The organism is Exiguobacterium sp. ERU653, assembly GCF_018617775.1.
GTDB classification, from domain to species: Bacteria; Bacillota; Bacilli; order Exiguobacteriales; family Exiguobacteriaceae; genus Exiguobacterium; species Exiguobacterium marinum.
On record NZ_JACSKV010000001.1, the window covers coordinates 1,132,189 to 1,147,571 of the forward strand.

The following is a 15,383-nucleotide window of genomic DNA, read 5'->3' on the forward strand; positions in this document are numbered from 1 at the left end:
TGTGAAAAAAATGCATAGGGTATGTTATAAAGCAGTCACTTCATGAATGAATAAAGCCATATTCAAAGCCATTGATACCGTTTTCACTCACTAATTGTGCCAATTTGATGATATTTGGTCGCCCGCCCTTGAATCAGTTGAGAAGTCGACTGACCGAGCAACTCATTCATATGCTGTAATAATACAGTCTTTAAGAGCGATGACTGTAATGACACATCAACATGTGCACCCCCATACACTTCTCCCACAACCTCATCTACAATCCCTAAGTTGAGCAAATCTTGCGCTGTAATTTTCATCGTTTCTGCCGCGCGTTCCGCTTGCTTCGCATCTTTCCATAGAAGTGCCGCTGCACCTTCTGGCGAGATGACCGAATACGTACTATTCTCAAGCATCAATAAACGATCGCAAACGCCAATTCCAAGTGCGCCTCCAGAACCACCTTCTCCAATGACGACGGACACGATCGGCACTTTCAGCGTCGCCATCTCAAACAAGTTTCGAGCAATTGCTTCGCTTTGACCGCGTTCTTCAGCGGCTTTTCCGGGGTAAGCCCCTTTCGTATCGATAAATGTTAAAATCGGGCGATTGAACTTCTCAGCTTGCTTCATAAAACGCAATGCTTTTCGGTATCCTTCCGGATGTGGCATCCCAAAGTTCCGCCTCATGTTCTCTTTCGTATTCCGACCACGCTGGTGACCGATGACCGTAACCGGCACCCCTTCAAATGTCGCAAGTCCCGAAACAATCGCTGCATCGTCATACCCATGCCGGTCTCCATGGAGTTCCAAAAAATCAGGGAACAGATGCTGAATATAATCGAGCGTTGTCGGTCGTTTCGGGTTTCGAGCCAGTTGAACGCGGTCCCACGGTTTCATATTCCCATAAATATCTTTTTCTAATCGGTCGAGCTTTAACTCGAGATGGCGAATCTCACGGGACAGATCGATACCTTTTGTTTCGGCCGTTTCACGTAGTTTATTTAATTGTTCAGTCACTTCTTTGATTGGGTCAAACATGACGAACACCCCCATCGTGTAATCCAATCATTTTCAGCAAGAACGAACGCATCTGTTCGCGATGAATAACCGCATCTAGTTGCCCCGACTCGAGTAGAAATTCTGCTGTCTGGAAGTTCTCCGGGAGTTTTTCCCGAATCGTCTGTTCGATGATTCGGCGTCCTGCAAACCCGATCAGCGCTCCTGGTTCTGCGACGTTCAAATCGCCGAGCATCGCGAAACTTGCTGAGACGCCGCCTGTCGTCGGATGTGTCAAATACGCGATATATAGAAGCCCGGCCTCATCATGTTCTTTTAATGCAATGGATGTATTCGCCATTTGCATCAAGCTGACCATTCCTTCTTGCATCCTAGCTCCGCCTGACGCCGTGAATAAGACAACCGGTAGACCGAGAGATGTTGCTGTACGGACAGCGGAAGCGATAGCTTCTCCCACGTAGGCCCCCATTGACCCCATTCTGAATCTGGCATCCATTACGCAGATGACAAGCGGTAGCCCATCAATCGTCGCCCTTCCACAAATGACTGCCTCCTCAATTCCGGTCCGTTCCCGGTCTTTATCCAACTTTTCTTCATAGTCAGGAAAATTGAGCGGATTCGTTTTGACAGAAGGTCCTGCAAAACGTTCAAACGACCCTTTGTCGACAAGCATATCAATCCGTTCTTGTGCATGAAGCGGAAAATGATAACCACAGTCACATACTTTATGATTTTCATTTAACTGTTTTGTATAGTGCATATATTTACAAGATGGACATTTCGTCATTAATCCCTGTGGTGCGTCAATCTTTGGCTCTCTTTGACGCAATGGCATGTATCGTTTTGGTTTCTTGAAAAAAGCAGTCATCGCTTCCCCCTCGTTCATTCCGGCATCCCCATTCCACGCCACATCTCGAGAAATCGTTTTCGTTCCTCGAGGGTATATAGATCTCCAGCGTCTAGTCCGTCAAAAAATCGATTGAGTTCGCTCCAAATTCGAATAAACAATTCATTCTTTAATTGAAAGATGATTTGCTGACGAAACGATCGATCATTATCAATCACGGCTTCTAATTGAGTCAGCCGTTCCATTGTCGGTTCAACTTCTGAAAACGCCATTCGTTCTAACAAGCGAAGCATCTCGATAATATCGGTCTCTTTCGTCTGTTTGGTCACAATGAACTCTGATAAAATCTCAATGTAACGGTGTCGGTCTTGTTCACATAAAAATGTGCCACCACCACGTCTCGTCTCCACGATGCCTAAAAAGCTCAATGCTCGTAACGCTTCGCGAACAGAAGCACGGCTAATCGACAGTGTTTCGGCGAGTTCACGTTCGGACGGAAGCCGATCACCTGGAACTAAAGACGATTGAACGATTAACATTCGTATTTTTGAAATATTTTCGTGAAATGAGGATGCGTATTTTTCATGCATCTGACCGTTCAACTCCCTTTTTGAATCACTTATCACACTCAAGTGGTCAGACCAATTAGTACGATTATATCACTTTTTAGGACTTGGTACTAGTTTTCGGACCATCCATTTTCGTATCGATTCGTTTTAACACAACATTTTCTTCGCCGAATTTTTTCTTCGCCTCAGCCACGTACTCCTCATTCGGGTTGATTGAGTAGGCTGACGCCAACTGTTTCACTTCCTTTGAATCCGTGAATCGACAGACAACCGGGACATCTCCCTGAGCACGTTGTATCCACTCTTCGAGTTCGGGGAATCGATCTGATGTAAGCCTTACAAACAATGCCTGCCCATGCAACGGACGTATCCGTTCGACAATCAGTTGTTTTCGTCCATCGCGTTCATTCGTATGAACCTCAAGCAATAAAATATTACCGACATAAAGGGAGCGTCCGAATTGACTAAATGTTCGTGGAAATACGACGACTTCTTCTTGTGTCATACCATCGTCAACCATGATGATTCCCATTCGTTCCTGCTTTTTTGTTAGAAATGTGCGTACGTCATCTACGTAAACGATAAGGTAACCATTCGTCCCGTTTATGATGTTGTCAATTGTAGACGGTTCAATCCCAACATTCGAAATAGCGGTCAGTGGAGAGTGCACCACCCATGTTCCGAGCGCTTCCCTCTCTTCTTCAGACCAATTTGGTTCTTTTACTTTCTTCTGTTTGAGTCCAAGCGATGACAGTTCGTCGGGCAAAAAATGCGTTCCTGCCTCTTCTCGCAAACGTTCGACTGCTTCAAAAGCACTTGTCCGGTCGCCGTGATACATCCGGTCGAGCGCGCCCGCACCAAGTAAACGACGTAATTTAAACTGGTCTTTATTCTTCCACTCCATAGCTTCTTGAAGAGTTCTGACATCTTTCAATTGCCCATTCAGCTCAATCAGACGTTCGACATCACGTTTGGTCAAGCCTTGGATTGCTTTTAACCCGAGTCGGACGCCAGGTCCTTCAAGCGTCGCCTCGGCGTGACCGTGTAAGACGTCTGGTGGATACACCGGAATTTGATCTTTTCGCAACAATCTGACGAGTTCACTCGTCTTTTCCGATGTCACCACATGAAAGACACGAGGGAAATGTGCTTTGACATAAGCCAACCGGTAGCTGATCAAACTGTAGGCGACAGCGTGGGATCGGTTGAATCCATATCCCGCGAACTTTTCAATCCAAGAAAAAATTTGCGTCAACACATCCCGGTTATTCTTTTCTGCCTGTTTTAAAAATCGTTCCCGTTCTCGCTCAATCGTGCCAATATCTTTTTTAGCAATCGCTCGTCTGACCAAATCCGCCTCAGCGTATGAATAACCTCCAAGCTTTCGAAGTAGTCTCATGACCTGTTCTTGATAAACGAGTACCCCGTACGTAGGTTTCATGACGTCTTCTACGGCTGGATGAATTTGTTGGTAAGGCAAACCATGCTTTCGTTTGGCATACGTTTCGATGAACTGCATTGGTCCCGGGCGATAGAGTGACATCGTCACAACGATATCTTCAAACTCAGTTGGCTTCACTTGCCGAAGCGCTTGTTTCATCCCAGTCGACTCGAACTGGAAGATGCCATTTGTCTCTCCTTTAGCTAACAAACGATATGTCCGGGCATCGTGTAACGGAATGGTTTTCAGTGAGAACAGGGCATCACTTTCTCGAATCAAATCTTCCATCTTTCGTAAGCGACTCAAGTTCCGCAACCCGAGTAAATCGATTTTCAGCAGCCCGACCTCTTCCAAATCCTTCATATTATATTGTGTTACATACTCTTCTATTCCAGGTTGGAGCGGCGTCACTTCTTCAATCGGCTGGCGACTAAGAACGATACCGGCCGCGTGAACCGATGATTGGCGAGGCAAACCTTCTAACTGCTTCGCAATTTGTAACAATTGCTGCCGCTTTTGACTACCAGCGAACCATTTCATCTGTTTCGGGTTCGATATCAATTCGTCTAACCCACCCGATTTCACTTGTTTACTCGCAGCCTGCCCTTCTTCTAATGTCATGCCGAGCGCTCTGGCGACGTCTCGAATCGCTGCCTTTGCTCCAAACGTCGCGAGCGTCCCGATTTGTGCCGCATGCGTTTCCCCGTATTTTGACAACACGTACGATACGACTTCTTCTCGACGCTCATCTTCAAAGTCTAAATCAATATCTGGCATCGACACGCGTTCAGGATTTAAAAATCGTTCAAATAACAATCCGTAATGAACCGGGTCGACTTCTGTAATATGGAGGGCAAAACTAACGAGTGAACCTGCCGCCGATCCCCGACCCGGTCCCACTTCAATACCAGATTCTCGGGCGAATCGAATGATGTCTTCGACAATCAAAAAATAGGAAGAAAATCCGGTCTTTGCAATGACATCCAGTTCGAACTTTGCACGCTCGATATAAGGTTCCTTTAAGAGTTCCATCGATTTCAGACGTTCACCCACCAGTCGATTCAAGTTTTGATCAGCATCAGGCAGTTCTGGAATCGCCCCTTCCGCACGAGGAAGTTGATCGAGTTGAATACGTGATTCAAATCGATTGAGTTCCGCTAACTCTTCTATTGTGAACCAGTCGTTCATCTCGCTCGGAAGACGGACATGTAACCCTTTTTGTCGCACGTCTTCATTCGACATCACATCCCCCTCACGAATGGCAGAGACGGCTCGAAACCCTTCTATATCCTCCGGTCGCATATACCTTGTTTCAGGGGCAGGAATCAATTGAACAGCAAGCTCTTCGCGCATGAGACGAAGTTGCTTCAACACTTGCACTTGCTCAGTCGTCTGAGGTGCTGGGAGTCCGAGCCAGAGCTTATCTTCATCTACATAGGAGAGCAGTTGATGATAAAGGCGACGCCGATGAACCGGATCATTCGCCTTCCAATTTTCAGGAAGGATAATGAGCGGCATCGTCGTTCGGTCTTCAATTCCTCCCGTTTTGATGATTCGATATTGTTCCTGAAGCTCTGCTTCGTTCGACGCATATGCAAGCACCGAAACATCTAGTCCGTCTAAACGGAGGATTGTCCTCAGTCCAATGAGCGGTTTCACCCCATATCGTTTACAATAGGATAAAAATGTCGGGACACCATAAAAGGCATCATCTGCAATCGCAACTGAACGACTTCCACGCTCGGTCATCTGCAAGACGTATTGTTCTAGTCGAATTGTACTTTGTAGTAAGCTATAAGCAGTTCTGACATTCAGATGAATCATCGTTGTCCTCCTTTCTATATCAATTGAATTGTCAAACTCAATTCATCACTTCTCTGATACAATAATTATAGACAAAACTCATGACAAAAGGGGGTAAAAGCGTATGATTATCAATCGGGGACAGATTGCACGCGATAAGTTAGAGAAATTACAGAACGGCCAAACCGTTTTTGCGGACAGTCCGGAAATCATCGACCGGCTTCGAAAGTATATTACAGAGTATCAACTCGATGTCGTCGAAGACGTGACCGACCGCGGCACATGGTTCATTCCAAAAGAAAATGGAGACAAATGAAGAGAGCTGACCGCGGTCAGCTCTCTTCATTTTCTTCAAACGTGAATCCGTCCGCTACTTCATTCAGAGCAGCAATGACGTCATCCATCTCTTCCCACGTATCAACCGTAGCTCCAGCCGCCATCGGATGGCCACCTCCACGGTATCGTTTGGCCACTTCGTTGATGACAGGGCCTTTAGAACGAATCCGAACACGAATCTCTTCTTTGTTCTCTACGAACATGACCCAACATTTCAATCCTTCAAGACCCGAAAAACTATTGACGAGTTGAGACGCCGCTTCTGGGGAAGCGTGAAACGCCCTTAGTACATCCTTGTCAATCTTCACATAACCGACACCTTCATCAGTGACGTTGACATGCTGTAGCACGTAACCTTGTAATTGAAGAGTCGCTAAGTTGGTCTTATACATTTGGCGATACAACTTGTTTGTGTCGATGTCTTTTGCAATGAGCGACGAAGCAATTTCAAACGTTCGCGCCGTTGCATTTCGGAACTGGAAGCGCCCCGTGTCGCCCACGATTCCGGCATAAAGTAAAAATGCCGCTTCTTGATCGATTGGATAACCCCAAAGATTGGCAAGCTCCACAATCATTTCAGACGTTGAGCTGACCGATGTGTCTACAATTTGTGTCATCGCATACGGGTCTTCATCAGGGTGGTGGTCTATTTTGATGATCGACTTACCATTCAACGCAAAAGGTCCATCAATTCGCTCTTGATTTGCCGTATCCAAAATGAGGACGAGCGCGTCCCGGTACATCTCTTCCTCGACGTGCTCCATCTTCCCTAAAAACTCGAGGTCAGGAACCATACCACCGACAGCATAAATTTGTTTTTCCGGATGAACCGATTTTAAAATACGCTGTAACCCAAGCTGACTCCCTAATGCATCAGGATCCGGTCGGACGTGGCGGTGAATGAAAATGGTGCTTGCCTTCTCTATTTCGGATTTGATTGTATCCGCTTCGTGCCATTGCGTCATGATGATTCCTCACTTTCCTACACACTATTATGGTATGATGATAACAGATTATGAGATAGAAAGGGGTTCCTTCACTTGCAACTTGTCATGATTGGACTCATTTTGTTCGCGCTCGGAGCGTACCTTGTCTTCAAGCGCCGTGCTTTTTTGACAAAGACGCCAAACCGTAAGGCTTTGTTCAACACACAAGCTTTAATCTGGTTAAGTTTATTCCTTGCGTTATTCGCTGCGAACCAAATGGTTGGTGGATTCGGACTGAATTCGACTGTCGGTTGGATTGTCAGTATCGTCATGTTGGTCGTTGGCTTGGGTAATGCGATTGTCGGATTTATACGTTACCGAAAAATTTATCCGCACGCCGCGGAAGAACCTACGAATACACCTTCATAAAAAGAGCACCGCTACAAATGTAGCAGGTGCTCTTTTCGTTAACGATCAATCAATTGTGCCGTGACGAGTGCCTTGGCAACAAGTTGTGTACCTTGTGTCATTTCTACGTCGACTTTCCCGAACTTTCGCCCAAGGTCGAAGACGTTCGCAGACACCCGAATCTGACTTTCAATCTGAATTGGTTTCATGAAATAGACAGTGATGTTCTCCACCACCAGGTCCCCTTTTTTCATGTGACGCAGACTACGCGTCGCCCCTTCTACCAACAAGGTCGTCAACACACCAGAAGAGGCGGTCCCCATATGACTCGTCATTTGTGGTGCGACTTCAACCGTGAAGGCCGTTCCGTTCGATGCAGGGTCTTCCTTTAGTTGATTCGTGATCATATTATCGAACGTTTCGCCGACTTGCGGTTGACGGTTCGCCAGCTGCAACGCCTTCAGTACATCCTGACGACTGATGATGCCGAGGAGGCGCCCGTAGTTATCGACGACAGGAAGCATCTCAATCCCTTCCCAAACCATCTGGTGCGCCGCATTGGTCACACTAGTCTGCACCCCGACCGTAATCGGACTTTTTGTCATGACCTTCTCGATATCATGATCATGTGATTTGTCAATCACATCCTTCGCAGTAATCACACCGACCACTTTCATCTGTTCATCGATGACCGGATAACGATTATGCTTCGTCCGTTCGTTCAATTCATGCCAACGTTTCAAAGTGTCATCAGCCTTCAAATAAAACGTGTCATGGAGTGGGATGACAATGTCCGAAACAAGTAAAATCTCTTTCTTGATCAGTCGGTCATAAATGGCGCGGTTGATCATCGTAGCGACGGTAAAACTGTCATACGATGTAGAAATCACAGGCATGTCGTACTTATCTGCCATTCGCTTCACTTCGTCCGTCGTATCAAACCCACCCGTGATCAACACAGCCCCGCCTGATTGTAAGACAAGTTCATGCGCTTTTTCTCGGTTCCCGATGATGACAAGCGAGTCGACGTCGATATATCGCATCATCGCCTCAAGCTTCATAGCACCGATAACAAATTTTGATAGCGTCTTGTGCAATCCGTTCCGTCCACCTAACACTTGTCCATCCACGATATTAACGACTTCAGCAAATGTGAGTTTCTCGATATTCTCTTTTTGTTTACGCTTGATTCGAATCGTCCCCACACGTTCAATGGTAGAAACGAAGCCCAGGTTCTCAGCTTCTTTGATGGCCCGGTAAGCCGTACCTTCAGACACAGCCAATTCTTTTGCAATTTGACGGACCGATATTTTTGACCCAACATCGAGTGATTCGATATGTGCTATGATCTGTTCATGTTTTGTGGTCATACGCGGAGTCCCTTCTCTCAATACATTTTCTACTATGTTCATTATACTGTATCAGTCAAACATGTTCAAACTGTACCAATAAAATTGGAACATTTCCTTTCTGTTTCCGAAACAGCTATAATAGACGAGAAGTCAACGTAAGAGGTAGAAGGGAAGGGATTCATCTTGAATCAACGCACTAATCAAATTGCACAATCTCTAGCAACAAAAGGCTTAGATGCGGCATTTATTACATCGAAAGCGTCCGTATTTTATTTCTCGGGAGTATATGCGGAAGCCCATGAACGATTAATCGCCGTCTTGGTCTTAAAGAACGGGACAACTGCCATTATCTGCCCTGCTCTTGAAAAAGGGATCGTCGAAGCGAGTGACTGGTCAGGTGAGATCGTGACGTATATGGATCATGAGAATCCATGGGACAAAATCGTTAAGTTATTCCTCGACAACCAAATCGTTCCTGAACGAATCGGTATCGAAGGGGAGCATTTGACATTCAATCGAGTCGAACAACTCCGCGCCGGTTTTGCCGGCTTGTCTATCATTGATTTGACTGACGAACTTCAAACGTTACGTATGATCAAATCACCGGATGAAGTTCGCGTTATGAAACGGGCTGCTGAGCTAGCAGATATGGCAATCGAAGCTGGGATTCGCTCCCTGCGCGAAGGCGTGACTGAGCTCGAAGTCATCGCCGACATCGAGTACGCCATGAAACAGCAAGGGGTTCGTGAAATGTCATTCGATACGCTCGTATTGTTCGGCGAGAATAGCGCTGACCCTCATGGTGTGCCGGGCAATAACCGTTTGAAAAAAGGAGATTTCGCATTGTTTGACCTCGGTGTCGTCTGGCAAGGATATTGCTCCGATATCACACGTACAGTCGTTTTCGGCGAAGCGAGTAAGAAACAACGTGAACTTTATGAAACGGTTCTACAAGCTGAAGAAGCAGCAATCGAGATGGCGAATGTCGGAACGACACTCGGTGCAATCGATATTGCAGCCCGTCAAGTCATTACATCTGCCGGATATGGCGAATACTTCACCCATCGAATTGGCCACGGAATCGGAATCGAAGTGCATGAACACCCATCGATGGCAGCGAACAATGACACGACCGCCCAAGTCGGTATGACTTTCACAGTCGAACCAGGGATCTATTTACCAGGAGTCGGCGGGGTCCGCATCGAAGATGACCTCGTTATGACCGAGAGCGGTCCGATCACATTGACGAGCTATCCCAAAACACTGCAAGAGATTGAATGACAAAAAGTGCGGTCCATTCAAGGATCGCACTTTTTTACATGACTTCTTTTAATAGAATAAGCGCATCATGACATCTCGTTGAGGAACCTCATGGCGTTCCATCTTTTCTAAAAATGTACGTTTATCGTAGGGGACTGCTTTTAAATCAAGTCGGATTCCGGTCTCTCCTTCTGACAATATAGCAAAGCGAGCAAGTTCATCCCGCGCAACACCGAGCGCACCGGGATTGACATAGCATTTCGTATCATCTTCAAACAAATGAACGGGATGGTGATGTCCGAATAAGATGACATCTCCAGCGTATTCACCGTATAGTCGTTGCATATTTTCAAGTGTTGGTTCAAGAATATCGTGAAATGGTTCTTCGACGATCGTGGCTTCCCACTTCTCATTAGGGATGTGGTAGTGGATACCGAATGCCGTTTGCCCCGCTAACTCGGTAGTGATCGTTCGAGGTAGCGACTCCAATACGTCCATATAGTTCGTATCAAGGTGACGCGCGACCCACTCATGATGAGGACGCGTATGGGCGTAACTGTCTGGGTGACCGTGTCCAGCCAAAAGCGAGATGACTGCTTCGTCATGATTTCCAGAAATCATATGCGCTCCCCGATCCAGCAATCGCTCCATGACCGCATTGGAGTCCGGTCCCATCGCAATCATATCACCAAGTGACCAAACGACGTCAACTCGTTGTGCATCCATTGCGTGAAGCACCGCCTGTAACGCTTCTAGATTTCCGTGAACATCCGTCACAATCCCAATCTTCATCCTTCTACCCCTCACTTCCGATACTGATGCACGACGTTGACCCCGCCTGTCACATCGATGACGGCACCAGTGATCATATCCGATTCTTCTTGTAACAAGAAGGAAATCAGACGGGCGATATCTTCTCCCGTACCGTGCCGGCCTACTGGCGTTCCTTCATCCACTTCAGCTTCCTCGATTCGCATCTCTTTTTGAGACCCGACGATATTTCCCGGGTTGACCATGTTCGCCGTAATTCCGAACGGGGCCTCTTCTAACGCGACCGATTTCGTCAAGCTGACGAGCGCCGTCTTTGCAGCAGCGAACGCAGAACGATGAATCCAACCAGGTGCCGACCCACTCTCCGGAAAACCATAAGAGATGATGCGTCCGAACCGATTCGTTCGCATTGAAGGAATCGCACGTCGCATCAACCAAAATGAGGCAGATAGGTTGCCGGTGAGCACTTCGTCCCACTCTTCATCCGTCAACTCAACGAGCGGCTTGCGCTCAAAGATGTATGGACCTGCATTTAAAATCAAGGCGTCCGGTTCACCAAAGCGTTCGACCGCTTCCTCATAGGCCGAGAGCAGTTGTTCGCGGTCCGTCAATCCCGCCTCGATCATATGTATATGTTCGTGCTCCCAGTCGATTGGGTTTCGTTGCAAGATGCTGACGTACCAACCATCTTGTATAAGACGTTCTGTCACGACGCGACCGATTCCTTTCGCACCAGATGTAATCATCACATGTTTCATCGCCTTACCTCCTCCGCCTTATTTTACCCGTTCTAACACACGAATTCCAAACTTGGACATGTCGTGAACGACATCATGAAAAAATTCACTCATTTTCATAACGAAAAAGCGTGAAAACTGAAAGAAGTGGTATACTATATATGTAAGCCGAACGTATATTTCGAGCGAAAGGTTGGGATTCACATGGCAATTGTATACAAACACATTTTATCTGCCGTTGACGGCTCTAAAGAGGCGGAACGCGCATTTGAGACAGCAATCGATGTCGCGATTCGTAACGAAGGAAAACTGTACGTCGGTCACGTCATTGATACACGAACGTTTGCGACTGTCGAAGCATACGATCGGACAATCACTGAACGTGCTGAGACATATGCCAGAGAATTGCTTGAAGACTATGTGAATCGAGCTAAAGAACGTGGTGTAAAAGAAGTTGAAACCGTAATAGAATATGGTTCCCCTAAAGTAACTATCTCAAAAAAGATTGCGCCTAACCATGATATTGACCTTATTATTTGTGGCGCGACCGGTTTGAACGCGGTCGAACGATTCTTTATCGGAAGCGTATCTGAGAGCATCGTCCGTTATGCGAAGTGTGACGTTCTCATCGTCCGCCAATAACTGTTCATTTATTTTAAAAAGGGTCTTGCGCAATCGCAAGACCCTTTTTATGTGGAATTATAGCACCTTAACGGTAACCGTTTTGCGACCAAATTGAATCGCAGCACTGTGTGAGTACATTAAGATATCGATTTTATTCCCTTTAATCGCGCCGCCTGTGTCAGCCGCTGTATATGTGCCTAACAACTTGCTTCCCACGTATACTTGAACTTTAGTACCGAGTGGAATGACACGAGGGTCCACTGCGATGACGTTACGCTTTTGAGTGCGGACATTCCAACCGAGTGCCGTTTTACCAGAACATCCCCTGCAATACGGAGTATATGCCGATGCTTTCATCATATATGTTTTAACGCTTGCTGGTTTGATTGGTTTTGGAGCACTCACCGTACGTAAGTTTTTTGTCGGGATCCATCCGGCCTTCCCATTATAGTTCACGCGAATCCAAGCACCTCGAGAGCCCGTTCGTTGAAGACGATCACTCGCCTTAATCTTCCCAATCACTCGTGCATTCGATTTCCCCTCTGCATATACCAATTTCGATCCTGATTTCGTTGCAACATATACTTTTTTTGTAGCTGCTTCCACTGGTGAAGTTGGTAAGGCAAATGCAAACACGGCGATGGCGAGAAGTAATAGCGTCATGATTTTTTTCAACATACGTTTTTCGTCCTCTCTTCGTCAATTTGTTTAAGATTCGATATCATCACTTATATGACAGATGAACTTTATGCTCTAATGAATATTTCGTCCAAATAACTATACGATGAAATATCCGTTAGTGCCGTTACACTTCCTGTTCATTTGAGTGACACGAACATTACAAATTGATGTCAAAACGAACGATTTGTTACGTTGAACCGACCGTCTGTAACGAAAGAGAGATTTTTATATAATTAACATCCAATAAATGGTTCTTTCATGACTCAAACATTACAAAACAATCAAAATAATACGCCTTATGTTACATACAAAAAATCCTTTTTCCTATTCACGCTTCGTTTAATTAGGAAAAAAGACCTAAAAAATCCCCACATTACTTGAAGTAACGTGGGGCAGATTTATTTTATGCGTGTTCTTCGACGAGGTTCGCGATGCGAACCGTGTCCCGTGCGATAACCAATTCTTCGTTTGTCGGGATGATGATGACCTTAACTGGTGAGTGTGGATAGTTGATGAACAATTCTTTACCACGTGCACCGCTGTTAAGCGAAGGATCCCAGTACACTCCCATAAATTCAAGACCACGGAGGATACGCTCACGGATGACGTCAGAGTTCTCACCGACACCTGCTGTGAAGATAATGGCGTCGACACCATTCATTTCAGCGGCATATTGTCCGATATAACCATGAATGCGGTTCGAGAAGATTTTCAATGAAACTTCTGCACGATGGTTACCTTCTGCAGCAGCTTGCTCGATGTCACGCAAGTCACTTGAAATACCAGAAAGACCATAAACACCGGACTCTTTATTCATGACATTCAACACATCTTCAGCAGACTTCCCTGTTTTTTGCATCAAGAAGGGAATGAGCGCAGGGTCCAATGAACCTGAACGGGTTCCCATTGTAATTCCTTCTAGTGGTGTGAAGCCCATTGTTGTATCGATTGAGCGACCACCTGCGACGGCTGCGATTGATGCACCGCTACCTAGGTGACATGAGATTAAACGTAAATCTTCGAGCGGACGGCCGAGAAGTTCTGCCGCACGTTGTGTGACATACTTGTGGCTAGTACCGTGGAAACCATACTTTCGAACACCGTGTTCTGTGTAGTATTCATACGGAAGACTGTACAAGAAGTTCTCTTCTGGCATCGACTGGTGGAATGCCGTATCGAACACTGCAACTTGTGAAACATTTGGCAAGATTGTTTGGAAAGCACGAATCCCAGTCAAGTTCGGCGGGATGTGAAGTGGTCCGAGCTCTGTGAAAGACTCGATATTCTTCATCACTTCTTCGTCGATGACGACCGAATCAGCATACAACTCTTTTCCGTGTAACACACGGTGACCTACGCCAGAAATCTCGTCGAACGATTGGATGATATCGAGTTCGATTAATTTCTCCAACGCCAATTCAACCGCTTCTTTATGTGTGTGAAGTGGCGTGACCACGTTGAACTTCTGTCCTTCACCATACTTGATTGTAAAAATTGCATCTTCTTTCCCTACACGCTCAACAAGTCCGACTGCGAGCAACTCTTCAGAAGGCATCTCGAGTAACTGGAACTTGAGCGATGAACTACCAGCATTGACTGCCATAATTTTCGTCATGTCATACACCTCTTAACTTTCGTTTTAAACGCTTTTATTTATCTGTTCAATTTAAAACTGATAACTGTATCATAATGAAGATACTTGATTTTGCATACCTTTTTCAAGTATTTTGTCCATTATTTTTGTGTTGTTTTGAACCATTCGTCAATCTGTTTCACCACATTGGCAACTGCTCTTACATCTGTGAACGATGGAAGTTCAACAAATAGTGCTTGTTTCGGACGCGTGACGCCTTCCCCTACTTTTTGAAGGAGCAACAAACTTTTCGCATAACGTTCATCTTTAAACATCGTTGTCGGGAGCTGGATGACCCCTTTGACGACGGCCTCGCGGTCCATCCATTGTTTTAATTTCCCTTCATCATCCTGTTCAAACAAATTGTTCGGAATGACAAACAATCCATGACCACCCGGTTTCGTATGACGAATCGCTTGTTCCATCATAAGAAAATGAGAGTACGAATGACCTTCTTCTCGCTCCATATCATATTTGGCGGCGACTTCATCGTTCGGATAATACCCGATTGGTAAGTCGGCAATCGAAAGATCGCTCGGCTCGACAAATAGAGGAGCGAGGGCGTCTTGATGGAAGTACGATACCGGCTCCCCTAATAAGTTACTTATAGAATAGGAAAGGCGGAGTAACAATTCATCGACTTCGACTGCTTGCGCTGTCGCATCTTTCAACTGAGAAAGGACGGCATGCGATAGTGTACCCGTTCCGCTACCAAGATCAAGGATTGTCGCCTCGTCCTTAAGTAGCTTTGTTGCCAAGTAGCCTATGAACAAACTGACCGCATCTGGTGTCGGTTGATTGTTCAGCGGAAGTTGTGTCGTTTCTTCAAGCACGAGCAAGCTGATGGCTTTGCGCACATCATCCATTTTTTCTTTTTCAATTTCGACGTGGTCAAACACTTGTACAAGCGCCTCAATCGGTAATACATCTAAGTCGTTGACGAGCTTTTTCGCTTCTGTTTTCCAATCACGATACAGTTGTTCAAAACGTTCCATTT

At 45.9% G+C, this 15,383-nt stretch carries 15 protein-coding genes; 4 read left to right on the top strand and 11 right to left on the bottom strand.

Going from position 1 to position 15,383, the window contains the following annotated elements:
* Positions 1-83: 83 nt before the first annotated feature.
* The 4 genes from KNO95_RS05855 to dnaE form a co-directional block, all read right to left on the bottom strand.
* Entirely contained in the window at positions 84-1,019 is a 936-nt protein-coding gene (locus KNO95_RS05855) for an acetyl-CoA carboxylase carboxyltransferase subunit alpha (protein ID WP_214699156.1), read from the bottom strand.
* Positions 1,012-1,866: an acetyl-CoA carboxylase, carboxyltransferase subunit beta gene (accD, locus tag KNO95_RS05860; protein WP_214699943.1), complete on the bottom strand. Its 855-nt coding sequence runs from the start codon at positions 1,864-1,866 to the stop codon at positions 1,012-1,014. Before accD ends, KNO95_RS05855 begins: the two co-directional genes overlap by 8 nt.
* A gap of 14 nt (positions 1,867-1,880) precedes the next feature.
* Positions 1,881-2,435, bottom strand: a complete 555-nt coding sequence (locus tag KNO95_RS05865; RefSeq protein WP_214878460.1) for a FadR/GntR family transcriptional regulator — start codon at positions 2,433-2,435, stop codon at positions 1,881-1,883.
* A gap of 76 nt (positions 2,436-2,511) precedes the next feature.
* Positions 2,512-5,679, bottom strand: coding sequence for a DNA polymerase III subunit alpha (gene dnaE, locus KNO95_RS05870; RefSeq protein WP_214701784.1), 3,168 nt, complete (start codon positions 5,677-5,679; stop codon positions 2,512-2,514).
* Positions 5,680-5,782: 103 nt separating this feature from the next.
* On the opposite strand from dnaE, the gene KNO95_RS05875 reads away from it, so the two are divergent.
* The gene (locus KNO95_RS05875) at positions 5,783-5,974 is read left to right on the top strand and encodes a YtzJ family protein (protein ID WP_026825601.1); all 192 of its coding nucleotides are present in this window, start codon (positions 5,783-5,785) and stop codon (positions 5,972-5,974) included.
* A gap of 16 nt (positions 5,975-5,990) precedes the next feature.
* Here the strand turns inward: KNO95_RS05875 and KNO95_RS05880 are convergent, their stop codons facing one another.
* Positions 5,991-6,959: a DHH family phosphoesterase gene (locus KNO95_RS05880; RefSeq protein ID WP_214701783.1), complete on the bottom strand. Its 969-nt coding sequence runs from the start codon at positions 6,957-6,959 to the stop codon at positions 5,991-5,993.
* A gap of 75 nt (positions 6,960-7,034) precedes the next feature.
* On the opposite strand from KNO95_RS05880, the gene KNO95_RS05885 reads away from it, so the two are divergent.
* A complete protein-coding gene (locus tag KNO95_RS05885) occupies positions 7,035-7,349 on the top strand; it encodes a YtpI family protein (RefSeq protein WP_034770953.1) in 315 nt (104 codons plus the stop codon).
* Between the two features lie 38 nt (positions 7,350-7,387).
* On the opposite strand, the gene KNO95_RS05890 is transcribed toward KNO95_RS05885, so the two are convergent.
* A complete protein-coding gene (locus tag KNO95_RS05890) occupies positions 7,388-8,698 on the bottom strand; it encodes a DRTGG domain-containing protein (RefSeq protein WP_026825598.1) in 1,311 nt (436 codons plus the stop codon).
* 165 nt (positions 8,699-8,863) lie between these two features.
* On the opposite strand from KNO95_RS05890, the gene KNO95_RS05895 reads away from it, so the two are divergent.
* Positions 8,864-9,961: a M24 family metallopeptidase gene (locus tag KNO95_RS05895; protein WP_214701782.1), complete on the top strand. Its 1,098-nt coding sequence runs from the start codon at positions 8,864-8,866 to the stop codon at positions 9,959-9,961.
* Positions 9,962-10,009: 48 nt separating this feature from the next.
* Here the strand turns inward: KNO95_RS05895 and KNO95_RS05900 are convergent, their stop codons facing one another.
* Both KNO95_RS05900 and KNO95_RS05905 read right to left on the bottom strand, forming a co-directional pair.
* Complete coding sequence (locus tag KNO95_RS05900) at positions 10,010-10,732, bottom strand: metallophosphoesterase family protein (protein ID WP_214878461.1); 723 nt, start codon at positions 10,730-10,732, stop codon at positions 10,010-10,012.
* Positions 10,733-10,743: 11 nt separating this feature from the next.
* Positions 10,744-11,469, bottom strand: a complete 726-nt coding sequence (locus KNO95_RS05905; protein WP_214701779.1) for an SDR family oxidoreductase — start codon at positions 11,467-11,469, stop codon at positions 10,744-10,746.
* A gap of 183 nt (positions 11,470-11,652) precedes the next feature.
* On the opposite strand from KNO95_RS05905, the gene KNO95_RS05910 reads away from it, so the two are divergent.
* Positions 11,653-12,090, top strand: coding sequence for a universal stress protein (locus KNO95_RS05910; RefSeq protein ID WP_026825594.1), 438 nt, complete (start codon positions 11,653-11,655; stop codon positions 12,088-12,090).
* Positions 12,091-12,147: 57 nt separating this feature from the next.
* Here the strand turns inward: KNO95_RS05910 and KNO95_RS14465 are convergent, their stop codons facing one another.
* The 3 genes from KNO95_RS14465 to KNO95_RS05925 form a co-directional block, all read right to left on the bottom strand.
* The gene (locus KNO95_RS14465; protein ID WP_214878462.1) at positions 12,148-12,750 is read right to left on the bottom strand and encodes a 3D domain-containing protein; all 603 of its coding nucleotides are present in this window, start codon (positions 12,748-12,750) and stop codon (positions 12,148-12,150) included.
* Between the two features lie 406 nt (positions 12,751-13,156).
* The gene (locus tag KNO95_RS05920; RefSeq protein WP_026825592.1) at positions 13,157-14,368 is read right to left on the bottom strand and encodes an acetate kinase; all 1,212 of its coding nucleotides are present in this window, start codon (positions 14,366-14,368) and stop codon (positions 13,157-13,159) included.
* 119 nt (positions 14,369-14,487) lie between these two features.
* Positions 14,488-15,381, bottom strand: a complete 894-nt coding sequence (locus KNO95_RS05925) for a class I SAM-dependent methyltransferase (RefSeq protein ID WP_214878463.1) — start codon at positions 15,379-15,381, stop codon at positions 14,488-14,490.
* Between the last annotated feature and the right edge of the window lie 2 nt (positions 15,382-15,383).

What these genes read in the sequence shown, in the direction of transcription:
- KNO95_RS05920 (WP_026825592.1), bottom strand. Translation starts at nt 14,368, where the DNA reads ATGACGAAAATTATGGCAGTCAATGCTGGTAGTTCATCGCTCAAGTTC.
- KNO95_RS05890 (WP_026825598.1), bottom strand. Translation starts at nt 8,698, where the DNA reads ATGACCACAAAACATGAACAGATCATAGCACATATCGAATCACTCGAT.
- KNO95_RS05905 (WP_214701779.1), bottom strand. Translation starts at nt 11,469, where the DNA reads ATGAAACATGTGATGATTACATCTGGTGCGAAAGGAATCGGTCGCGTC.
- KNO95_RS14465 (WP_214878462.1), bottom strand. Translation starts at nt 12,750, where the DNA reads ATGTTGAAAAAAATCATGACGCTATTACTTCTCGCCATCGCCGTGTTT.
- KNO95_RS05875 (WP_026825601.1), top strand. Translation starts at nt 5,783, where the DNA reads ATGATTATCAATCGGGGACAGATTGCACGCGATAAGTTAGAGAAATTA.
- KNO95_RS05880 (WP_214701783.1), bottom strand. Translation starts at nt 6,959, where the DNA reads ATGACGCAATGGCACGAAGCGGATACAATCAAATCCGAAATAGAGAAG.
- KNO95_RS05855 (WP_214699156.1), bottom strand. Translation starts at nt 1,019, where the DNA reads ATGTTTGACCCAATCAAAGAAGTGACTGAACAATTAAATAAACTACGT.
- accD (WP_214699943.1), bottom strand. Translation starts at nt 1,866, where the DNA reads ATGACTGCTTTTTTCAAGAAACCAAAACGATACATGCCATTGCGTCAA.
- KNO95_RS05925 (WP_214878463.1), bottom strand. Translation starts at nt 15,381, where the DNA reads ATGGAACGTTTTGAACAACTGTATCGTGATTGGAAAACAGAAGCGAAA.
- KNO95_RS05900 (WP_214878461.1), bottom strand. Translation starts at nt 10,732, where the DNA reads ATGAAGATTGGGATTGTGACGGATGTTCACGGAAATCTAGAAGCGTTA.
- KNO95_RS05910 (WP_026825594.1), top strand. Translation starts at nt 11,653, where the DNA reads ATGGCAATTGTATACAAACACATTTTATCTGCCGTTGACGGCTCTAAA.
- dnaE (WP_214701784.1), bottom strand. Translation starts at nt 5,679, where the DNA reads ATGATTCATCTGAATGTCAGAACTGCTTATAGCTTACTACAAAGTACA.
- KNO95_RS05865 (WP_214878460.1), bottom strand. Translation starts at nt 2,435, where the DNA reads ATGCATGAAAAATACGCATCCTCATTTCACGAAAATATTTCAAAAATA.